At 41.1% G+C, this 22,782-nt stretch carries 20 protein-coding genes and 1 tRNA gene; 7 read left to right on the top strand and 14 right to left on the bottom strand.

From position 1 onward, the window contains the following. Positions 1-509 precede the first annotated feature (509 nt). From Q1X33_RS14800 to dnaE, 8 genes are all read right to left on the bottom strand, one after another. The gene (locus Q1X33_RS14800; protein WP_034696083.1) at positions 510-2,015 is read right to left on the bottom strand and encodes a HAMP domain-containing histidine kinase; all 1,506 of its coding nucleotides are present in this window, start codon (positions 2,013-2,015) and stop codon (positions 510-512) included. A 14-nt stretch (positions 2,016-2,029) separates the two neighbouring features. After that, complete coding sequence (locus tag Q1X33_RS14795) at positions 2,030-2,716, bottom strand: response regulator transcription factor (RefSeq protein WP_005229193.1); 687 nt, start codon at positions 2,714-2,716, stop codon at positions 2,030-2,032. Positions 2,717-2,855: 139 nt separating this feature from the next. Then, a complete protein-coding gene (gene gndA, locus Q1X33_RS14790; protein ID WP_005229192.1) occupies positions 2,856-4,277 on the bottom strand; it encodes an NADP-dependent phosphogluconate dehydrogenase in 1,422 nt (473 codons plus the stop codon). 185 nt (positions 4,278-4,462) lie between these two features. Beyond that, positions 4,463-4,642: a 50S ribosomal protein L32 gene (gene rpmF, locus Q1X33_RS14785; RefSeq protein ID WP_005229191.1), complete on the bottom strand. Its 180-nt coding sequence runs from the start codon at positions 4,640-4,642 to the stop codon at positions 4,463-4,465. A 56-nt stretch (positions 4,643-4,698) separates the two neighbouring features. Further along, positions 4,699-5,259 (bottom strand): DUF177 domain-containing protein, encoded by a 561-nt coding sequence (locus Q1X33_RS14780; RefSeq protein ID WP_010749661.1) that lies wholly within the window; start codon positions 5,257-5,259, stop codon positions 4,699-4,701. A gap of 195 nt (positions 5,260-5,454) precedes the next feature. Then, positions 5,455-7,239 (bottom strand): pyruvate kinase, encoded by a 1,785-nt coding sequence (pyk, locus tag Q1X33_RS14775; RefSeq protein ID WP_005229179.1) that lies wholly within the window; start codon positions 7,237-7,239, stop codon positions 5,455-5,457. Between the two features lie 83 nt (positions 7,240-7,322). Further along, positions 7,323-8,285: a 6-phosphofructokinase gene (gene pfkA / locus Q1X33_RS14770; RefSeq protein ID WP_005229169.1), complete on the bottom strand. Its 963-nt coding sequence runs from the start codon at positions 8,283-8,285 to the stop codon at positions 7,323-7,325. A gap of 161 nt (positions 8,286-8,446) precedes the next feature. Then, positions 8,447-11,758, bottom strand: coding sequence for a DNA polymerase III subunit alpha (gene dnaE / locus Q1X33_RS14765; RefSeq protein WP_301969698.1), 3,312 nt, complete (start codon positions 11,756-11,758; stop codon positions 8,447-8,449). A gap of 147 nt (positions 11,759-11,905) precedes the next feature. Here dnaE and Q1X33_RS14760 point away from each other — a divergent pair, with 147 nt between their 5' ends. Next, positions 11,906-12,088 (top strand): YjzD family protein, encoded by a 183-nt coding sequence (locus tag Q1X33_RS14760; protein WP_008377814.1) that lies wholly within the window; start codon positions 11,906-11,908, stop codon positions 12,086-12,088. Between the two features lie 48 nt (positions 12,089-12,136). Here Q1X33_RS14760 and Q1X33_RS14755 read toward each other — a convergent pair whose 3' ends face one another. After that, on the bottom strand, positions 12,137-13,342 hold the full coding sequence (locus Q1X33_RS14755) for a multidrug efflux MFS transporter (RefSeq protein ID WP_005231893.1): 1,206 nt from the start codon (positions 13,340-13,342) through the stop codon (positions 12,137-12,139). Positions 13,343-13,443: 101 nt separating this feature from the next. Then, positions 13,444-14,883, bottom strand: coding sequence for an NCS2 family permease (locus Q1X33_RS14750; protein WP_005229161.1), 1,440 nt, complete (start codon positions 14,881-14,883; stop codon positions 13,444-13,446). Between the two features lie 261 nt (positions 14,884-15,144). Here Q1X33_RS14750 and Q1X33_RS14745 point away from each other — a divergent pair, with 261 nt between their 5' ends. Next, on the top strand, positions 15,145-15,948 hold the full coding sequence (locus Q1X33_RS14745; RefSeq protein WP_005229159.1) for a Cof-type HAD-IIB family hydrolase: 804 nt from the start codon (positions 15,145-15,147) through the stop codon (positions 15,946-15,948). 54 nt (positions 15,949-16,002) lie between these two features. Here the strand turns inward: Q1X33_RS14745 and asnB are convergent, their stop codons facing one another. Further along, positions 16,003-17,898, bottom strand: a complete 1,896-nt coding sequence (gene asnB / locus Q1X33_RS14740) for an asparagine synthase (glutamine-hydrolyzing) (protein ID WP_010749664.1) — start codon at positions 17,896-17,898, stop codon at positions 16,003-16,005. 466 nt (positions 17,899-18,364) lie between these two features. On the opposite strand from asnB, the gene Q1X33_RS14735 reads away from it, so the two are divergent. Beyond that, the gene (locus tag Q1X33_RS14735) at positions 18,365-18,514 is read left to right on the top strand and encodes a hypothetical protein (protein WP_005229155.1); all 150 of its coding nucleotides are present in this window, start codon (positions 18,365-18,367) and stop codon (positions 18,512-18,514) included. 59 nt (positions 18,515-18,573) lie between these two features. On the opposite strand, the gene Q1X33_RS14730 is transcribed toward Q1X33_RS14735, so the two are convergent. Next, entirely contained in the window at positions 18,574-18,762 is a 189-nt protein-coding gene (locus Q1X33_RS14730; protein WP_005229151.1) for a hypothetical protein, read from the bottom strand. A 228-nt stretch (positions 18,763-18,990) separates the two neighbouring features. On the opposite strand from Q1X33_RS14730, the gene Q1X33_RS14725 reads away from it, so the two are divergent. After that, the gene (locus tag Q1X33_RS14725; RefSeq protein WP_034869199.1) at positions 18,991-19,650 is read left to right on the top strand and encodes an Ltp family lipoprotein; all 660 of its coding nucleotides are present in this window, start codon (positions 18,991-18,993) and stop codon (positions 19,648-19,650) included. Positions 19,651-19,729: 79 nt separating this feature from the next. Here the strand turns inward: Q1X33_RS14725 and Q1X33_RS14720 are convergent. Then, a tRNA-Ser gene (locus tag Q1X33_RS14720) sits at positions 19,730-19,817 on the bottom strand. 84 nt (positions 19,818-19,901) lie between these two features. Beyond that, positions 19,902-20,468: a TetR/AcrR family transcriptional regulator gene (locus Q1X33_RS14715; protein ID WP_010749693.1), complete on the bottom strand. Its 567-nt coding sequence runs from the start codon at positions 20,466-20,468 to the stop codon at positions 19,902-19,904. Positions 20,469-20,746: 278 nt separating this feature from the next. Between Q1X33_RS14715 and Q1X33_RS14710 the strand changes: the two genes are divergently transcribed. The 3 genes from Q1X33_RS14710 (at position 20,747) to Q1X33_RS14700 (ending at position 22,760) form a co-directional block, all read left to right on the top strand. Further along, a complete protein-coding gene (locus Q1X33_RS14710) occupies positions 20,747-21,505 on the top strand; it encodes a threonine/serine exporter family protein (protein ID WP_005229145.1) in 759 nt (252 codons plus the stop codon). Beyond that, positions 21,502-21,972, top strand: coding sequence for a threonine/serine exporter family protein (locus tag Q1X33_RS14705; protein WP_005229143.1), 471 nt, complete (start codon positions 21,502-21,504; stop codon positions 21,970-21,972). Before Q1X33_RS14710 ends, Q1X33_RS14705 begins: the two co-directional genes overlap by 4 nt. A gap of 188 nt (positions 21,973-22,160) precedes the next feature. After that, positions 22,161-22,760 (top strand): TVP38/TMEM64 family protein, encoded by a 600-nt coding sequence (locus tag Q1X33_RS14700; RefSeq protein WP_005229140.1) that lies wholly within the window; start codon positions 22,161-22,163, stop codon positions 22,758-22,760. Positions 22,761-22,782 lie beyond the last annotated feature (22 nt).

The following is a 22,782-nucleotide window of genomic DNA, read 5'->3' as shown; positions in this document are numbered from 1 at the left end:
GTTTGCTTGCTTTGTTCAGTTTTCAAAGGTCTACCGTGCTGTGTTGGCAACTTTTATATCATATCAGAGTGACGTTTGTTTGTCAACTCTTTTTTTTAAAAGTTTTTTTCAAGAAGTTGTTATTTAACTTCTTTCTTAACCTCAGCGACTTTTTTATCTTACCATCTCAACCGTTATATGTCAAACACTTTTTTGAAAAGTTTTTTTGATTTATTAGGTTTTTCAGAGATGATATTTTTTCGACTTTGTTATAATAACACTTGTAAAATGTTTCGTCAACAACTAATTTCAAAAAAGATCAATCAGTGTTTGTTACAAATGTCTTAACAAGGACAAGTAATAATATAGCAATTCTTAAAGGAAAAATCAACTAAAAAAATAGGCTTTTTGGCAACTATTTTTATAAGCGAATTATTCATTGTCAAACGATTCGAACGTTCGTTTATAAGAAGTATTTTGCGGCTAAATCTATCATTAATGGATAAAAAAAGAGAACTTAAGCTTTTCGCCTAACGTTCTCTTTTCGTCCGATCTTCTGATTGAACGATCGGTATATAGATTCGAAAGATCGTTCCTTGACCGATGACACTCTCTGCTGAAATTTTTCCTTTATAGCTTTCCAATAACTGTTTCGCAATAGATAGCCCTAGCCCGTTTCCGCCTTTGGTTCTAGCACGGGCTTTATCTACCCGATAGAAACGATTAAAGATCTTGTCGAGGTCTTCTTTGGAGATTCCCTCACCAAAGTCTTGAATGGCAATTTCAAAGGATTGCCGATCCAACGAAATGGATAGATGAACTTCTTTTCGATCAGTGGAATATTTCACTGCGTTATCCAAGACAATAATAATGATCTGTTCAAAATGATTGCGATAGATTTTCAGCTTCAACTCATGGTATAAGTCATCATCCAATGTAAAAACAAAATCCGGATACAGTATTTTAAAGTTATTGAAGACTTGATAGACAACTTCTTTTGCATTGGTTGTTTCATTTGCATAATGAACATCCACTTGTTCCGCTCTTGAGAGATCCAACATTTCCTGTACTAGCGTCTTCATCCGACTGATCTCTTGCATACTGGCTGCCAGAGACTCATCCAAAATCTCTGGATCGTCTTTTCCCCAACGCTGCAACAGATTCATATGTCCTTCAATGATCGCCACAGGTGTTCGCAACTCATGAGAAACATCTTCGACGAATCGCTCTTGCTGTTCAATGTATAGGCGCATGCGATCCAGCATTTCGTTAAAGATATCTGCTAAATCAGACAGTTCATCGTTCGTATTTAATTCTGGCATATGCACCGTTGACTGTGGGTTTTTCCGAACGGTTTCCATCGTATCTCTCAAGACCTTTAACGGCTGAAGGAAATACGCTGATAAAAAGAACCCAAGCACACTACTAAGAATCAGAGAAACGACTTCTAAGATAATCAAAGTCAGCAGCAGTTTGCTGCGTATTTCGTAAAAAGAAGTCAATTCATAAAATGTTTGTGCATAGCCAATCCGCTCTCTGGTACCTTTTGAATAGATGGGTTGGATCGAGAGAAAGCCTGTGATACCATCCAGCGTTACGATGGTTGGCGCTTTGCGCTGCGTGTCGATCAGTGCTAAATCATTCTCATGGGTTTTAAACACAAGATCCTCATTCAAATTATAAACAAACAAGCTCAACGGCGCTTGGCCTAATTCCGAAATAAAGGAATCGATTTTCATTAAGTTGCCATCGATCGTTGAAGTGCGATCATAAATGCTCGTCGTCCCCGCATCATTTTTGGTTAAATTACGATATGTTCGAACCAATGTTAGTTCTTGATCCGAATTGGCTAAACGAGAAGCAACCTCTGACATCGTCCGCTCCACATTGTTTTCTTCTTTAGCGACGATCAAATTCACCGATGTTTTATAGGTGATCACAGCAAAGATCGTAAATACGACGAATATAAAGAAAGAACTTGCGAAGGCCCACTTTACAGTTAAAGAAGGCCCCTTCAGTTCTTTTAATTTTTTCATTCTTTTTTTAAGGTTCACGACCGCATCACATAACCTGTACCACGAACGGTTTGGATATAGCTTTCCTCCCCTGGCACATCAATTTTATTTCGTAAGTAGCGGATGTAAACATCGACAACGTTGGTTTCAACTTCTGTCTCATAGCCCCAGACTTTGTTTAATAAAACATCTCTGGCTAAAACGACATTGACGTTTTCCATTAAAGTCAACAATAGCTCATATTCGCGTTTTGTTAGTTCAATGACATCTGTTCCACGTCGAACGACACGGTTTTCTTTTTCAATCGTTAGATCGCGGTAAGTGATCGTGGTTTGTTTTGCGACGTTTTTGTCCCCTTCAATATCGATACGGCGAAGCAACGCACGTAAGCGTGCCAGCAATTCTTCAATTGCAAAAGGCTTCACAATATAATCATCAGCACCATGATCCAAACCTGATACTCGATCAATCACAGAATCTCTCGCGGTCATCATGATGATCGGGGTGTTCTTCGATTGACGCACACGTCGGCAAACTTCTAACCCATTTAGCTCTGGAAGCATTAGATCCAATAAGATTGCATCCCATTCATTATTCAGCGCAGCATCCAGTCCCGTCCGTCCGTTGTAATGAACTTCGGTATTATACCCTTCATGCTTCAATTCTAATTCCACAAATCGAGCTAAGTTCTTTTCATCTTCAATGATTAGAATATTACTCATTATTGATAGCCCCTTTATTGATTATTCTGCCTTTAAAATAGACATTATCTGTCTTATTTTATCATGTATCTAAAAAATAAAAAAGAGATTGACCGAAAGTTCTCACTTTCGGCCTTTCTCTTTTGGATTCTCTTAAAGCTTACGCTTCGTCATACCATGAATAATGGAAAATTCCCTCTTTATCTGTCCGTTCATACGTATGCGCGCCGAAGTAATCCCGTTGTGCTTGGATCAAGTTCGCTGGCAAACGATCAGAACGATACGAATCAAAGTACGCGATCGCAGAGGAGAACGTCGGCACAGGGACACCCGCTTGGACAGCTAGCGCAACTACTTCACGTACAGAAGATTGATAGCGTTTGGTGATGTCTTTGAAGTAATCATCTAATAATAAGTTTTCGATGTCAGCGTTCTTGTCATAAGCATCCGTGATTTTTTGTAAAAATTGCGCACGGATGATACAGCCTGCACGCCAAATTTTGGCAATCTCACCAAAAGGAAGATCCCAATCGTACTCTTTTGATGCTGTACGTAATTGCGCGAAGCCTTGTGCATAGCTCATGATTTTACTGAAGTATAAGGCTTCACGGATCTTATTGATAAATTCTTCTTTGTTTCCTTCAAAAGCAACCGCTTCTGGTTTCGGTAATACTTTGCTGGCATTGACCCGTTCTTCTTTGTAAGCTGAGATATAGCGAGCAAAAACAGATTCAGTGATCAATGGCAATGGAACACCTAGATCTAAGGCACTTTGGCTCGTCCATTTCCCAGTTCCTTTATTGCCTGCAGCATCTAAGATCACATCAACGATCGGTTTGCCTGTTCCTTGATCATCTTTACGTGTCAAGATATCCGCTGTGATCTCAATTAGGTAGCTATCCAATTCACCTTTGTTCCATTCGGCAAAGATATCAGCCATTTCATCAACAGATAGACCTAAAATGTTTTGCATCAAGTCATAAGACTCCGCAATCAGCTGCATGTCGCCATACTCGATCCCATTATGAACCATTTTTACGTAATGGCCTGCACCATTTGGTCCAATATAAGTTACACAAGGTGTACCATCTTCAGCTTTTGCTGAAATTTGTTCCAAGATCGGTGCAACCAATTCATATGCTTCTTTTTGTCCACCAGGCATGATCGAAGGACCTTTCAAGGCGCCTTCTTCCCCACCAGAAACACCCGTACCGATAAAGTTGATTCCTGAGTTTGCCAACTCTTCGTTACGACGAACGGTATCTTTAAAGAAGGTATTTCCGCCATCGATCAAAATATCGCCTTTGTCTAGATGAGGCAATAGTTCTTGGATCGTAGCATCCGTCGCAAATCCTGCTTTTACCATTAATAAAATACGACGTGGTTTTTCAATTGATTGGACAAATTCTTCTATCGTATAAGTTGCTTTAAAATTTTTATCTGGATGTTCTTTTACTACTTCTTCTGTCTTTGAACCAGTACGGTTAAATAAGGCAACTGAATAACCGCGGCTTTCGATGTTCAACGCTAAGTTTTTGCCCATAACAGCCATACCGACAACGCCGATTTGTTGTTTTGTCATCTTTCATCCTCCTAAGATTCAATTATCTTTTTCATTATAGCGCAAATGTACCTGCTTTTGAACTATTCTCTTTCGATGGACAAAAAATATTTCTGAAAAGTTCCATCTTTTCCAAAAAAAACAAAAAAACCTCAGGCTCCATGGTTAGCCTAAGGTTTTAGAATCCTCTTTCTGAAAAAAAGGAATTATGCTTCTTTTGTTGCTACGTCTTTGCCATCGTAATGACCACAGTTAGAGCAGACATGGTGGCTTTTTTTCATTTCACCACAGTTTGCACATTCGTTCAAACCGTTGATTGTCAATTTGTAATGTGTACGACGTTTTGCTTTCTTCGCTTTCGAAGTTTTTCTTGCTGGTACTGCCATTTTGCTACACCTCCTTGTTAATGAACGCAACCTTGAGGCTGCAATTTATTCCAATCCTACGCGTTATCGTCATCTGATTCATTGAATAATTCGGATAATTTTGCAAGACGAGGATCAACTTGTTGAGCTTGCGCTTCTTTTTGATTTGCAAAGTCTTCTTCTGACAAAACAGCCCAATCGTTGCCAGATGGCATTGCTGAACCTTGTTTTTCTTCTTCTGTCAGGACTTGCAAAGGAATCGCAAGTAATAGGTTATCAGCGACCGATTCATCTAAGCTGATGGTTTGACCTTCAATGATCAAAACTTCTTCTTCGACGATCGTTTCATCGCGACGCTGAAATTGCTCTGGTGTCATGAATTGTTCATCCACTGAAAAATCAAAAGGAATCGCTACAGGTGTCAAAGAACGAGTAGATGGCAATGTCATCGTCGTTTCCACTTGATAGTGCAGCAAGTATCCTTGCTTATCAACACTCATCAGCCCTTTTACTTTTACAGGAGACAAATCAATGATCTGTCCATCGCGTTTTATCAGTTGACTTTTTAGGTCAAGTGTTTCTTCAAACATCAGCGGTGTCTCTTGGTATTTTTTTAATTCCAATAAAGACCATTTCATTTTTATCACCCCTAAGCAACAAAAGCAATTATACAGGGCTTCTGAGGCTTTGTCAATGAAATTTTCTTGACACCTTTTTCATTTTTGATCGTGTCATTTTAATGCCTTTTCTCAAGGGATTTCGACACTCTCAAAAAAACAACAGGAAGCGCACAACGTGCACTTGCCTGTTGCTTGATCAATCGTTAAAAATCATTAGATCGCTGTTGTTTCTCCACGATAAACGATACCGCGACGAGAATCAAGAGTAACCAATTCGCCATCTTTGATGGTTGTTGTTGCGTCTTTGGCACCAACGATCACTGGTAGATCTTTCGCGATTCCGACAACTGCTGCATGAGAAGTCAAGCCGCCATCTTCAACAACTAAAGCTGCTGCTTTTTCGATTGCTGGCATATATTCTTTATCTGTTGTTGGTACAACTAAAATCATGCCATCTTTTGCTTTCGCAATTGCTTCTTCGGCACTGTGAGCGATCACGGCATTGGCAACAACTGATTTTTCACCAATTCCTTGCGCTTCAAGCAATTTTGATCCGATCAATTGGATCTTCATTACGTTGGTTGTTCCGCGTTCACCAACAGGAACACCGGCTGTGATCAAGATTAGATCGCCTTCTTTAGCAAAGCCTAAATCAACTGCTTGTTTTGCTGCTAATTCAAACATTTCATCAGTTGTTGATGGTTTTTCAGCAACGGTTGGGTACACACCCCAGTTAAGCATCAAGCCGCGTTTTGTGCGTTCGTCAAATGTGACAGCTAAAATGTCAGCATCTGGACGATATTTAGAGATCATTTTTGCAGTGTAGCCAGATTCAGTGGCAGCAACGATTGTTTTAACCCCTAAGTTTTTCGCTGCACGAGCAACAGATAAACCGATTGTTTCCGTTACATCTGTTTTATCAAATTGGTTGATTTGGAAAGTGCTGTTTTCTGATAAAGCTTTTTCTGCTTCCACGTCGATACGTGCCATTGTTGCTACTGCTTCAACAGGGTAGTCACCGTTTGCTGACTCACCAGAAAGCATTGTTGCATCAGTACCGTCAAAGACAGCATTGGCAACGTCAGAAGCTTCTGCACGAGTTGGACGTGGGTTTTGTTGCATTGATTCTAACATTTGTGTTGCTGTGATAACTGATTTACCAGCAGCGTTACATTTTTTGATGATGCTCTTTTGAACCATTGGTACTTCTTCAGCAGGGATCTCAACACCCATGTCACCACGGGCAACCATGATACCATCAGAAACTTTGATGATTTCATCGATATTATCGATACCTTCTTGTGATTCGATTTTAGAGAAGATTTGCACATGAGTCATGTCTTTTTCTTCTAAAATTTCACGAATTTCTAAAACGTCTTGCGCTTTACGTACAAATGAAGCGGCAATGAAGTCGATATCGTTATCAAGACCAAAACGGATATCTTCTGCATCTTTTTCAGTAATACCAGGTAAGCTGATTGATACGCCAGGAGCATTGACCCCTTTACGTGATCCTAACATTCCAGCATTTTTAACGACAACCACTAATTCACGGGTTGCTTCGTCTTTTTCTTTGATTTCCATGTCGATCAAGCCATCATCAAACAAGATGTGTCCGCCCACATGAACATCTTCAAATAAACCAGGATAAGTTACAGCAATTTTTTCTTTTGTTCCTTTGTGTTCTGGATCCATTGAAATACGTGTTTCATCGCCAACGTTGAATTGGATGTATCCAGCACGACCAAAGTCTGCTTCTGTCGTATTTTGTACAGTTGTACGGATTTCAGCACCTTTTGTATCTAAAAGGATACCGACATCTTTACCAGTTTTCTTTACGGCTTCACGAACCATTGTCATACGCGCTAATTGTTCTTCATGATCTCCATGAGAGAAGTTAAAGCGGAAGACATTCGCACCGGCTTCAATCAGTTGAGAAATAATTTCCACACTGTTACTTGCTGGTCCTAATGTACTTACGATCTTTGTTTTTTTCATTACTAAACGCTCCTATTCATTTATTTAAAATAGCTAATAAGCTTTTTTTACAAAATTACTGTTGCGTTGCTTTAAAAATCTCTTTAGAATGAGATTTCTTTGTTCAAGTTATACAAGCTAAGATCTGGTTTGTGACGATTGTTTTCAAGGGTATCGATGATATCAGAAGCAATCATTTCATTGTTTTCGATACCGATACATAGACCGCCTTTGCCTTGTTGCAATAATTCAACGGCATATGAACCAAATTTACTTGCTAACACACGGTCACGAGCGCTTGGTGAACCACCACGGACAACATGTCCTAGAATTGATACACGGGTATGGAAATCGCCGTATTCAGAAAGTTTGTCAGCAAAATCATTTCCGCCCATCACACCTTCGGCTAAAACGATCAAGCAATGTTTTTTCCCGCGGTCGCGTCCTTCACGGATACGATCAGCAACAACTTGCATGTCAAAATCATGTTCTGGGATGATGATTTCATCCGCACCACCGGCCACACCTGACCATAAAGCGATATCGCCAGCACCACGACCCATTACTTCGATCACGAATGTGCGGACATGTGATGTCGCTGTATCACGGATACGGTCAATCGATTCCAAGACAGTATTGATCGCTGTATCAAAACCAATCGTGAAATCTGTTCCTGGAATGTCATTATCGATCGTTCCTGGAATCCCGATCGCTGGGAAACCGTGACGAGTAAGTGCCATCGCACCATGGTAAGATCCATCTCCACCAATCACGACTAGCCCTTCGATGCCAAATTTCTTTAATTGTTCGATTCCTTTTAATTGTCCTTCTTGTGTCGCAAATTCTGGATAACGTGCTGAATATAAGAATGTTCCACCACGTTGAATTTTGTCACCAACATCAGCAACATCTAAGCGACGAATGTCGCCTGCGACTAGTCCGGCATAGCCATAGTTGATTCCGTATACTTCAAGTCCGTCAAAAATACCCTTTCTGACAACTGCGCGAATCGCTGCGTTCATTCCTGGTGCATCGCCGCCACTGGTTAGAATTCCAATGCGTTTCATTATTCTTTCACCTCATCAAAAGATTTTGTTTAGGGAAGCCCCTGTTTGCTAGTTTTCAAGTAATAACCACGAGACATATTCTACCATTATTCCATGAAAATGTCTTGAAATAGTGGGAAAAAGTTGAAAAAAGTGTAAGTTGAATTACCGTTTTCGGAAAATTACTTGAAAATTACATTTCCATTTCCTAATAATGCGATCAGTTGTTTGACAAAGTTCGGCTCATCCGTCACCCAGTTTTCTTCTGCTAATAACACTTTTTTGCCACTGCTTTCATAGAACATCACCACTGGAATATTTCCGTGATGCTGCTTCATTTCCTTCGACAATGCTTGCAGGTGCGACGTTTCAGCTTCAGCAGAAATCTTTAAGTAACAAGTTTGTGACGCAATTTTATTTTGAACGTTTTCTGCTAAGTCTATTTTATCAGCAATGAGTTGGATTTCACCATTGTAACGACTTACCTCGACCTTTCCTTCGATATAAAGAACAGCATTTTCTTCAATCAAGGAACGTACTTGTCGATAAACGATGGGAAAAATCGTTACTGACACTTCTTTGCTGGCATCCGTTCCTTCGACAAACGCCATTTGTTCGCCCTTTTTCGTTCGAATCTCTCGAATCTTGCGCACATATAAAAGGATACGCACCCGTTCATTCGGAACCAGGTCGGCAATATCAGTGATTTGTTTTAGTTGGTGCAATTTTTGAAACTGTTCCACGGGATGGCCAGACAAATAAACACCTAAGTATTCTTCTTCCAAAGCCAGTTTTTCTTCTAGTTTGTAATCGGCAACGGCTTCTTCTTTTAATGCCATAGTTTCTAAGAGATCCAAACTGCCGCCACTATAAGTAATGTTTTGGATCTTTCCTTCTAGCTGGATCAGTGCTTGTTTTCGATTGGGGGCGATCCCATCGAATACGCCGATGCTCAAAAGCGGCAATAAATAATCCAATTTTAACCATTTGCTGTTCCGCTGATTCAAGCGAAGCAAAAATTGATCCATAGACGTGAAATTACCATGCTCTTTTCTTTCTGCCAAAATGTCTTGGATCATGTCGCGTCGGATTCCTTTGATACTGCTGAAACCAAAACGAATTTGTTTTTCATTTTGCAGTTGAAAACTAAACCCACTGGCATTGATCGAAGGCGGCAGTACTTCTACGCCATAACGTGCGGCTTCATTTAAATATTCTTTCATTTTGCTGGCGGTGTAGCGTACCGAGTGTAGGATCGAAGCAAAAAATGGTGCGGGATAGTGTACCTTCAGATAGGCCATTTGAAAGCCGATAAAGGAATAGGCAAACGCATGGGATCGATTAAACCCATAATTGGCGAACCGCTCGATATAGTCATAGACCAAATTGGCGGTCTTTTCATCGTACTGATTGGCTAAGGCGCCTTGCACAAAATGACGACGTTCCTCATCCAAGACGTCTTTTTTCTTTTTACTGATTGCTCGACGCAAAATATCTGCTTGTCCTAAGCTGAAACCAGCCATTTTGGAAGCTACCTGCATGATCTGCTCTTGGTAGACAATGATTCCGTAAGTGTTTTGCAAAATCGGAATCAAGCTGTCATCTGGATAAGAGACACGCTCTTGTCCTTTTTTCCGCTTAATAAAGGTATCGATATTTTGCATCGGTCCTGGACGATACAAGGCATTGACTGCGGTAATATCCTCGATGCTTTCTGGTCCTAGCTTACGCAGCACATTGCGTATCCCCGCTGATTCAAATTGGAAGATCCCTGCGGTCTCGCCTTTTTGAAACAAGCGCAATGTTGCTGGATCATCAAGAGGAATCTCCTTTTGGGTAACGATTTGTTGGCTGATTCGTTTAATGCCTTTCAAGGTATTATCAATGATCGATAAGTTTCTCAAGCCTAAAAAGTCCATCTTCAATAGGCCGATGGCTTCTACGTCATTCATGGTAAATTGGGTCAGCCAGATCCCATCGCTGCCTTCTTGTAAGGGAACCAGATCAAGCAAATTCTTGTCACTGATCACCACACCAGCGGCATGAGTCGATACGTGACGTGGCAAGCCTTCTAAAATTTTGGCGACTTGAAACATTACTTGGTTTCGCTCATTAAACGACACCAATTCTCGCAGCTGATTGGATTGTTCATAAGCAAGATCTAAGGTCATTTTCAAGGCATTGGGGATGGCTTTTGACCAGCGATTGGCTTCACTTTGCGAAAGACCAAAGACACGAGAAACATCTCGCAGAACCATTTTGGCCGCCATGGTGCCAAACGTCGCAATCTGTGCCATATATTCTTGCCCGTATTTTTGGCGCACATACTGTAAAATCTCGTCTCTGCGATTGTCAGGAATGTCTAAATCAATATCAGGCATCGTGTAACGTTCTGGATTCAAGAATCGTTCAAACAAAAGATCGTATTTGATTGGATCTACGTCGGTGATCGATAAAACATATGCCACCAGTGCGCCAGCAGCCGATCCCCGTCCAGCGCCGGTAACGATCTCTTGTTGGTGGGCAAAGTCCATGACGTCCCAAATAATCAAGAAATAGTCATCAAAGCCCATCTTATGGATGACGGACAACTCATAATCCAAACGCTGTTCGTACGCCGATGTAACGTGGGCAACACGCTGAGGCAGACGCTCAAAACAAATTTTCCGCAAATAGTCCGCAGCGCTTTCTTCGGCTGGTAGCGGGTAATGAGGCAACAGCCGCTGATGCAGCGGCAGCTCGACGGCGCATTCAGCTGCAATCCGCTGATTATTCATCAATGCCTGCGACCATTCTTCAAATGCCGCGGTCAGTTGGTCTGCTGGTTGTAGAAAAAGCTGCGCAGCCCCTTGCTCTTTAGCCTGACGAAAGTCTTCAATTTGCGAGCCCTCTTTGATATGCGTCATCACTTTGACTGCAAAGGCTTCTTCTTGTGCTAAAGCCGCGATTGGTTGATAGGCACATGGTGCAATGTTTTGCTCGTTAAACCAAGCGATCGTTTCTGAATCTAGCCCTTTGCTAGTAATACCTAAAAACAAGCTCTCAGAATCAAATTTATGGCTGATTGCTCGCAGTGCTTCTTGATTGGCTTCTAGATCATCGTGCTGAGAAGGCAGAAACCCCTCGCCTTCAGGCAGCAAACCAAAGAGGTCCTGCAAAGAATCACAAGCAGCTAAATTCAACTGCTCGGTGATCATTTTTTCACTTGATAAACGCATCAAGGTTTGATAGCCCTTGAGGTTTTTTGCAAATACGTACAACGGAAAGGACATTGATCCCTCTCCGAAGGTACAGTCGAACAAAGCACCAAAAATCGGCTTGATGCCCTGTGCTAGGCATTGCTGATAAAACTCGACCGCGCCATAGAGAACATTATGATCGGTCAGACCCAACGTCTGATAGCCCATCTTTTTGGCTTGCTCTATATAGTGAGGAATTTTGATCGTACTTTGCAGCAACGAATAGGCGCTTAAGGTGGTGAGCTGTGAATACATTGAAATCCCTCCAAAAATGAAAATTCTCTTTCTTTCTGCTAGTAATTAGATTTGAAAAACAAAATGAAAAAGTGAAAATCTTTACAATAAATATTTTTGTGATAAACTAAAGTCGAAATGGAAGATACGCAGAAAAGAGGTGTCGTCATGCGTTACTTAGTCACTTTATTTTGGACTTTTGTATTAGGTCAAGTCGTTGGCTATCTAGGCAGCTCACTTGCTGGAGCAACTTATGATTTTCAATTAACTTCAATCATCTCTTTGGTCACAGGTGTGGTGATCATTCTTGTTGGTATTATCGCACCAGCGCCTGAAAAGACAAGCCATTAAAAAAAAAACCAGTTACCTTTATTGTAACTGGTTTTTTTTTCTTTTCAACTATTCACTGATGTCCGTTTTACGCAAGCTTTTACGGAAATTAAATCCTGAGATAAAAATATTGATCAGTACAAACCCGCTAGTTACCCAAAAGACGGCGGGATAACCAAAGCCAGCTGCCACCGTTGAGCCGACCATCGGACCTAACACTTGTCCAAAGTTAGAGAACATTTGGTTGTAGCTGTAGATACGGCTGACCCCTTCCATCGGGGTGATCTTGCTGATCAGTGTGTTGATGGACGGCATCAACGCACCTGTCGAAAAACCAAGCAAGAAGCGCAGCACGCCCAACTGAAACGGTGTGGAGACAAAGCCCATCGGAATGAAACAGAAAAATGACAGCAATAAACCGCCTAACAATACCTTGTGATTGCCGTAACGATCACCGATTTTGCCTAAAAATGGCGAAGAGATGATTGCCGAAACACCAGCAACAGAGACGATCAATCCGCTGACAAACAAAATATTGCCACTGTTCCCGCTTAGATCACGAATATACAATGTAAGGATCGGGCTGATACTCGTTACACCTAGCTGTAAAATCAGTGACGTAATAAACAAACCGACAAGCAACTGCATATTTTTGATTTGACCAAAAATTTCTTTGATGGACAGCAAATCGCCCTTTTCAACCGGCTCAAAATCTTCTTGAACGAGAAAAATCGTAAGTAAGAGCGTAATTAGCAGCACAACACCAGTAATGATAAAAACATTTTTCATGCCGAACCATTGCGCCAACGCCCCACCCATCGATGGACCGATCAAATTCCCTGCGATGGCTCCTGTAGCCAATGTCCCAAGCGCCCAACCGCTTTTTTCTCGAGGCGCCTGCGAAGCAATCAATGCAGTCGCATTGGGAATATACCCCGATAAAATTCCGGTAAAGAAACGCATGATCAACAACCAATAGACATTCGGTACAAAAGCCAAAGACCCCATCGTCACTGTCATCCCCGCAGCCGCGCGAATCATCATTAAGCGACGACCTTTTTGATCTGCTAGATTTCCCCATACTGGAGCAATGATAGCCGCCGCAAACGCCGTTACTGAGATTGCTAATCCAGAAAACAACTCAATTTGACTCTCTGGAGCGCCTAACTCTTCTATATATAAGGGAATGAATGGCATGACAAGACTAAAACTGGCACCCGTAAAAAAACAACCTACCCATGAAATCAGTAGATTTCGTTTCCAATCAATCTTCATTTACAAACCTTCTTTCACAAATACTATACCGTATCGTGAGTAATAATCAAATAAAAAAATCTTTCTGCAGGTAACATACAGAAAGATTTTCTTCATTAAACTTAACTGATCAAAGCCAAAATGACAAAGTTTAGGATAAACAACGCATTGACGACCCAGATGATCGGTGACACTTCGTTGGCTTTTCCTTTCACTACTTTCACTAATGCGTAGAAAATGAAACCAACAGCGATCCCATTGGAAATACTGTAAGACAAGCCCATAAAAATAGACGCGAAGAAAGCGGGAACTGCTTCTTCTAGATCGGTCCACTTGATGTCTGCAAACGAAGCCATCATCATTACCCCAACTAAGATCAACGCTGGTGCTGTCGCTTGTGCGGGAACGATTGAGATCAGTGGAGAAAAGATACTGCTGATTGCAAAGAGTGCTGCCACTACAACAGAAGTCAAGCCCGTGCGTCCACCAGCACCGATACCAGCTGCTGATTCCACATAAGTCGTTGTATTTGAGGTCCCTACGATGGCACCTACAGAAGTGGCTACGGCATCTGCAAAAAGGGCTTTATCCATCTTCGTGTTCAACCCGTTACTGTTTTCAACCGCTTCTTCATCTTTTTTCGAAAAGATCCCTGTACGACGTCCAGTCCCGATAAAGGTACCGATCGTATCAAAGACATCTGATAAGCTAAACGCTAAAATCGTCATAATTACTTGAGGGATTTTGGCAGAATCACTGAATAGTGAGCCCATTCCTTCAGAGCCAAACGCAGCGCCAAATGTGATGCCTAGTTCGCTGATGGAACTTCCTAATGAATTCCCGTGCCAATCAATGGCACTTAAATCCACCACACCCACCAAAATACCGATGATCGTCGTTCCTAAAATACCAAAAATAATTGCCCCACGAACATTTTTCACCACTAATAAAGTAGTCACTACTAAACCAATCACTGCTAACAAAACAGGTGCATTATTGAAATTCGCCAAAGCTGGGACGATCCCCCCATTAAAATTGGCACTCACGATCGTCTCACCGTCGACAACTGAACCAGTCACTGCGGCAGTGTCTGCACTGAAGTTTAGCAAGTTGGCATTTTTGATCCCTACATAAGCCACAAAGATCCCGATCCCGCCGCCAATTGCATGCTGCATGCTTTCTGGAATCGCATGGATGATCATTTTTCTGATACGAGTGACCGTGATAAAAATGTTGATCAAGCCGCAGATGAAAACCATCGCTAATGCTTGCTGCCACGTATACCCCAAACCAAAAACGACGGTAAAGGTGAAGAATGCATTAAGGCCCATTCCAGGTGCTTGCGCATAAGGCACATTTGCAAATAAGCCCATGATCAGGGTACCAATCACTGAAGCGATGATCGTTGCTAAGAAAACAGCTTGAAACGGCATGCCTGCAGCAGATAAAATCGTCGGATTCACAAACAAAATATAACTCATCGCGAAGAAGGTGGTGACCCCAGCCATCACTTCTGTGGAAACCGTCGTTTTATTCTCCTTTAATTTGAAAAACTTTTCCATGTTATGTTTCACTCCTGAACTTTAATCGTTTCTATGAAAAGAAAAAATGAATAATTGCGCTTTTCATCGAACAATTACAAATTATAAGGGAATAATTTTCGCTTTTCAAACCTTTTTCCGAATAAAACGAACCAAAAACGTTTAATGTTCGTGTTTTGCTTTGTAAATATTATGAAAACTTATCGAAAACTTACTTGTATTGTGAAATGACAGAAATATGTTACACTTAAGCCACTACCATAAGAGAATGGAGCGAGTCTTTTGAAACCAAAAATCATCGCCATTGATTTAGATGGCACAACCTTAAATACTGAATCCCAACTTTCCCCTCGCACACGTGAGGTACTGGTTCGCGCCACCAAAGCGGGACACTTTGTTACCATCGCTACAGGAAGACCCTTTCGTATGAGCGATCAATTCTATAAAGAATTGGCGCTCACAACACCAATGGTCAATTTTAACGGTGGGTTAGTCCATAAACCTCGACAAGTCTGGGCAAATGAAATGGAGCACTCGATCTCTCGAGAAATTGCGTTTGAGCTCATGGCGCAAAAAGAGCAGTTGGGGCTGACGTTTGTGGCAGCAGAAAATCGCGAAACCTTTTTCATTGATGACCTAAGTGGATTTGATCAACACTTTTTCTTTTCGGGCAATGCTTCCGAAAAAAATCTATTAGCAAATTTAAAAACGGACCCCACTTCATTACTGGTGAAAACCGAAAATGAATTAGCAGAATCTGTTTCTTTACGTATCAAGGATCAATTCGACGATGCGGTCGATGTTCGAACCTGGGGCGGACCTCAAGCTATCTTAGAGATCGTACCAAAAGGAGTCCATAAAGCACTTGGTCTTTCGGTGATCGCGGATTCTTTGTCTTTGGATCGACAAGATATCATCGCTTTTGGTGATGAACACAACGATTTGGAGATGCTGGATTATGCGGGTTGGGGCGTTGCCATGGCGAATGGCACGCAACAATTAAAATCGATCGCCAATGATGTTACCGACAAAACCAATGCGGAAGATGGCATGGTCGATTACTTGGAAAAATATTTAGGTCTATAAAAAAAGCCGATGCGGGATGTCCGCATCAGCTTTTTTTTTGCTGCCATATTCAAATCAAAGTGTTTCATAAACGATTTCTTTGGCTTCTGGAATCGATTCATCAATAAAGAATACTTTATACCAGGTCAAGAACGTAAAGATCGTCCAGATTTTTCGCTGAAGATTCGGTTTTCCTTGGCGATGGTCTTCAAGCATTTGTAAAATTGCTGTTTGATCGAAGAAGGTTGCCGCAAAGTCTGACTCAAAAAGGCTCTTGACTGCTTCATATCCTGTTCCTTCTTTCAGCCATGCCTTGATAGGTACAGGAAAACCGAGTTTTTCACGGTTTGCCCACTCTTTTGGCAAATGACGGTTTGACGCTTGTCGAAACACATCTTTGGTGTTGTTTTGATTGATCAAATATTTCGTCGGGATTGTTTGCGACAGCTTTTGCATCTCAATATCCAATAAAGGAACGCGTAATTCCAAGGAACTCGCCATGGACATTTTGTCTGCTTTTAACAAGATATCCTTTGGCATCCACTGATGAAGATCCAAATATTGCATCTTATTGACCTCGTCTTTGAGACCATTGACTTTCTCGTAATGAGGCGCAACGATTTCAGCAACAGAGGGTCCTTTTTGATAGGTTGGTTTTAAAAGCTGCAGTGCTTCCTCTTCTTCAAAGACGAGTGCTTGCCCGATAAAGAAGTCTTGGGCAGGTGCCGTTGCTTCATAAAGATGGATTCGACCATGGAAGTTTTTCATTTTGCCGATTTGACGTCCCAAACGAAAGCGGATGTTTTGTGGCAATTTTTTCAACCCTTGGGCAAAAACGCGCACCGCTTTAGAGTTTGTGTGGAAGCCATAAGCAGCATAACCGGCAAATAATTCATCTGCCCCTTCCCCAGATTGAACGACTCGCACTTGCTGTGCTGCCAGATTGGCTAAAAAGTACAAAGGGACACAGCTTGGGTTAGAATCTGGTTCGTCCAAGTGATACTGAATCAACGGGAATGCCTCAAAGGACATTTCACCATCGATGACCGCTGCTGTGTTGTTCAAACCAAGTTTTTCCGTCAATTTGCGGGCCTCGATCGCTTCGTTGTAGGTTTTGTCATCGAACCCGATTGAAAACGAGCGATCTGGTCGCAAGACAGAAGCTACGTAACTTGAATCGACACCACTGGATAAAAATGAGCCGACTTCAACATCACTGATTTGATGAGCGGCAATTGATTCCTGGACTGCTTGATCGATTTTGTCGACCCATTCTTCTCTTGAATGATTTTCTTTCACTGAAAAATCTGCATCCCAATACTGCTTGATCGTCAATCCCTGTTCATTAAACAAATAATAATGCCCTTCTTGCAAACGATGAACGCCTTTAAAGAAGGTTTCTCCGTTCAAAGGCGAGTATTGAAAAGTCAAATAAGGTTTCAATGCCTCTTGGTTCAACTCTTTCTTGAAATCAGGATGAGGCAAAAAGCTCTTGATTTCAGAACCAAACATAAAACTGCCATTCATTTGCGCATAGTAATATGGTTTGATCCCAAAGTGATCCCGTGCGCCGAAAAGCTCTTGTTTTTGAGTATCCCAGATGGCAAAAGCAAACATTCCCCGCAGGCGCTGCAAAACATCAATGCCCCACTCCTCATAGCCATGTAAGACTACTTCGGTATCCGCATGGGTAGAAAAAACATGACCCGCTTGGATCAATTCTTCCCGCAACACTTGAAAGTTATAGATTTCCCCATTAAAAATAATGACTTTTGTTCGATCCTCGTTAAAAATCGGTTGTGAGCCACCTTCTAAGTCGATGATCGATAAACGACGAAACCCTAACGCTACTTGGTCGTCGGTAAATTTTCCTGAACTGTTTGGTCCGCGATGAACGATCCGGTCCATCATGCGTTCAATAATGATTTCTTTTTGGTCTTTTGAATTGACAAAGCCGACAATTCCGCACATATTTTCACATCCGTTTTCATAATCCATTTTCATTTTTCTAAAGTAAATCATACCATAGAATTCAAGAGATACGATCTCTTTTTCAAAAAAATACAATCAATATATTTTTGAACAAAACATAATTTGGAGACAAACCTTATGATATCAAGGTTTCCAACCATCTCATACTCTCAATCTTACAAATTTGTTATCTAAGAAAATAGCTATCCTCAAAATTCTTAAGAAATTTTTTATAAATTCTATTTTTCTGAAAATATACAAAGATACTTTTCCCGAATTTACTGACTCCAGGAAACTTCTTTGGCTGCCATTCTCAGGCATTGATTTCTTGAAAAGGATCAGTCAGATTCGTTCGTTTGATAGTTTTATTGGACGAATGTGAAAAAAAGTGTTATTCTAACTATGGAATTTCGTTATCAACTAAACGTTGCCTTTCAATGACAAGTTTTAAGAAAGGAGAATGACTATGACATTCTATAACACAGATCTACAATATCGTGTAACTCTGGATACCAAATTGAATTTATTTATCGTTTTCGATAAAAAAGATGCGAATCATTTTGCGACTGGAATTACGATCGAGCAAGCTGTACAAGAATTGAAAAAAACTGCATAAGGAGTTTATCCAAATGAAGGATACCGATTCGTACTGAAAGCACCTCGCTAAGGAAAAAATTAGCTAGGTGCTTTCTTGTTTTTTGGCTCGCTTTTGTCTTTTGCAGTATCCGCTTCTTGCTTCTGTCCACTTTGCTGTTCATCTAGCTGTAAGATTTCATCAACAGATCCTTGCGTAATAAATTTGCTCAATCCCTGTGCCGCAACTTTTGTGTAACGCATAAAGTAATCTTTTTCTTGAAAATCCATCTTCTTCCCTCCTACTGATACAACTGTACTTTCATTTCGTTTACTAGCGATTTTACCAGTAATTCTTGAGCGTCACTTCTTTAATACATACGAATGATCCATTAATAGCATACACGTTACATTTGTCAAATCATTCTTTTCCTCTATTCATGAAAAGACAAATCTGTTTTCTGATTCCAGACATAGTACTATTAACTTTAGGAAACTGTTTTCTTAGGAGGGATGCTTATGGCTACATTTTTCGCTGGTTTGTTTTTTATCGGTTTGATCGGTTTCATTTTTGGCATTATCTTATTTTATATTGGGTTGATAACTCAAAAAAACAAACGAGATCGAAATGTTTTTCTCATTGTCGCTTCCGCCTTTATTGTCTTGTTTTCGTATGGTGGCTTGTCCTTCTACCAAGATGTGACGTCTTTCGATAGCATCACTGCCCAATTAAGCCTTTCTTTACGTAACGAATCAGGGAAAAATGAGTCCTTTGGCGATGCCGCTGCTTCCATGGAACAACCACAAGGAGAACAAACAGCTGGCAACAACGAAGCAAGCAGCGCGCAACAAGAAGAACCCGCAAACAACGAGCAACATACACCTCAACTTTCTCGTGAAGAAAGAAATGCACTGAATCGTGCAGAAAGATACTTATCTAGCAATGCGTTTTCTCAGTCGAGCTTGAAACGCCAACTACTCTATGAAGATTTTTCTGAGAGCGCAGCAGACTTTGCCGTAGCCACTGTGGATGCCGATTGGAACGAGCAAGCTTTGAAAAAAGCAATTCGCTACTCGCAAAATTTATCCTTATCAGATGAGCGTGTGGCGAGCCAACTTTCCTTTGAAGGCTTTACTTCTGAACAAATTGAATACGCCTTAGCGCGTTTGCCCGATTGATTCTTTTCGTTTGTTGCAGGACCACAAGCAAAAAAGCCTATCTAGAAAGATAGGCTAAACGCTCCAAAGCGTTGATATAAGGAGAGTACAGGATTTGAACCTGCGCGCCGGGATGAACCGGGTCGGCGGATTTCGAGTCCGCTGCATTACCACTCTGCCAACTCTCCATAACAGTTATTTTCGCTAGTTTTATTAAAAATGTCAAGAAAAATCTGCACCCAATAAGTAATGGGATGCAGATTTTTTGTTCTTTAATCGAAGATGTAGCTATCTTTCTTTTCGATTACGCCTTCAATAGTCTCGTTGATGATTTTGATGATCTGGTCATCGGTGGGTGTGATGATACCCGCCGACATTAAGGAAGCCAAACCAGTCACAACGATCCATGCGCCATTATGTAGTGCATTTACCGCATCTTCTGAAAGATCCGCATATTTTTCTTCTGATTTGATCAAGGATTTGAAATAGGTCGATGAAAAATCATGCATCAATTTCCCACCGCCATAGTCGTCGATAAAAAGGGCGATGTAGAGATTGTGCTGCTCTTGAGCGAAGCGTATATAATTCAGGCCTAAATCAACAAGTTTGTCTCCTGTTCGAACAACTGGAAAAACATTTTCCGATAAATCTTTGAAAACAGCCTCCACCAAGGTATTTTTTAAGTCCTGCATATTTTCGAACTCAAGATAAATCGGTTGAGTAGAAATTCCCATGTGCTTAGCGATATTCCGGGCCGTAAAATTGCCAAAACCTTCTCTATTGATCAGTTCATAAGCGGCCTTCAAAATGTGTTCTCTTGTATAGACCTTCCTTCGCATCAATAAATCCCCCTTTTTATATTTATTTAATTGTAACCGAGATATTCATTTTTTTAAAATAAAACACTCCATCCGTTATCTTATTTCTATTCACTTTGTTCATTAAAAACGAATGTTTACTAATAAAGAGAAGTGCTTCTCCTTCCATTTATCACAAAAAATCCTACGCATTGGCTGCTAGTTATTTTTCAAATCTACTTTTCTTCCTTGTTGAAAACTCGCTGAAATTGTACACTAAGAATGTAGTGCGCAAATTCGATTGAAAAAGGAGTTTGGAAATGGCGGAATCAAAAGAGCTATTATTGGAGGCCTGTTTGTTGGCAGGAAAAATCATGATGGAAAACGGCTCGGAAGTCTATCGAGTGGAAGATACAATGAATCGAATTGCAGCAAATGCCGGGGAGCAAGGCAGCATTAGTTATGTAACAGCAACTGGACTTTTTATGGGCTTACGCAGTAGCCACTACGCACAAGTAGAAAATGTTCATGATCGAGTCATCAATCTCGAAAAAATCGTTGCCGTCAACGGATTGTCTCGTGCCTATGCTGAGAAAAAAATCTCGTTAGTGGAACTGCACGAGGCATTAAAAAAGGTCAATCCAACGACACCAAGTTTTCCTTATTGGCTGCAGGTGTTTAGTGCGGGCGTGGTCAGCAGTACTTTAATGATTATTTTCGGCGGTGCTTGGTTTGATTTTCTAGCAACGTTTGTCATTGGCTGTCTGGGATTTTTATGCGCCTATTGGGTCAAAAAAGTCATCGATATCCGCTTTTTGGATATGTTTTGCGCCTCTTTACTGATCGGTACTTTGTCTCTTCTAGCGGTCTCTCTTCATGTCGCACAAAACGTCGATAATTTGATTATCGGTGCCGTCATGCCCTTAGTTCCTGGTGTAGCGATCACCAATTCCTTTCGGGATATTTTGGCAGGCCATCTCATCAGTGGGACTGCTCGGGGAACTGAAGCTATTTTCACAGCTGCCGCGATCGGTGTTGGCATCGCCACGGTCTTCACCTTATTTGGAGGGATCTCATGACGATTTTTATTCACCTTTCCTTTAGCTTTTTAAGCACCGTGACCTTTGGTATCTTGACCAATATTCCTAAAAGAGCCTTAGTTGCAACAGGCATTGCTGGAACGGTTGGCTGGATGATCTATTGGTCATTGAAAACGATTGGCTACGGTCTAGGCAGCGCCAACTTCTTAGCCGCATTTGCCGTCGGTTGCGTTAGCATCTTTTTTTCCCGCAGAAAAAAAATGCCCATGATCATTTTTAACATTCCTAGCCTCGTTCCTCTCGTACCGGGTGGTCCTGCCTACAAAGCCGTTCGAGAATTCGCTTTGGGCGACAACTTTGTCGGCTTTGAAAATCTGATGATCGTTGTCATCACCGCTGGGGCGATCGCTGGAGGCTTCATGATGACGAGTGTGGTTGAAAAAATCGTTAATCGTTGGCAAATGAAGCGAACGAAAAAACATCTCTCAGATAAAAAAATCTCCTGAAACTATTGGTGCGCAGAAACTATAAATTTTTCTTATTTCAGACTTTAGTACAATGTTTTCTTTTCGGACTTCTTTTATAATAAAGGCATACCTTACAAAACTGTTTGACGTTTGTCATTTGTTTTACTGGATTTTTCTGGTCTCACCCCGTATAGTGGGATTATGAAACATAAAGGAGATGAAGTCCTGTGAGCATAGCAACTTCCCGTCGTATCATTAATACGATTTCTATTATTGGCTTAGGTTTATCTATCGCATTAACGATCTATTTTATCAATCTAGGTGTTTTCAAAGACATTAATGCACTGCGAGGTCTAGTTGGAAATTCCGTTATCTTAGGACCAATCGTCTTTATCCTTTTGCAGATCTTGCAAGTAGTGATCCCGATCATTCCCGGTGGTGTCTCCAGCGCTGCAGGTGTCTTGATTTTTGGTCCTTATCTAGGATTCGTTTATAACTATGTAGGAATCAGTATTGGTTCTGTCATTATTTTCCTGCTAGGCCGACGATACGGTAAACCATTCATTTTAAGTATGATCAGTGACAAAACTTACGATAAATATATTGGCTGGTTAGATAACCAAAGCCGATTTGAAAAACTTTTCGCCCTTGCAATCTTTCTACCAGTCGCCCCAGATGATGCCCTTTGTCTAATGGCTGGCTTGACCAACATGACAGTGAAGAAATTTACGTTGATTATTTTGTTGGCAAAACCTGCTTCAATTTTCTTGTACAGCATGGCTTTGATTTATGGTGGAACATTCTTAACTGGTTTGTTAGGCGGATAAGAAAAATAGGTAAGAAAAACGA

The organism is Enterococcus sp. B2E4 (assembly GCF_030499455.1).
Taxonomy (GTDB): domain Bacteria; phylum Bacillota; class Bacilli; order Lactobacillales; family Enterococcaceae; genus Enterococcus_D; species Enterococcus_D casseliflavus.
This window is presented reverse-complemented; position numbering and strand designations above follow the sequence as displayed.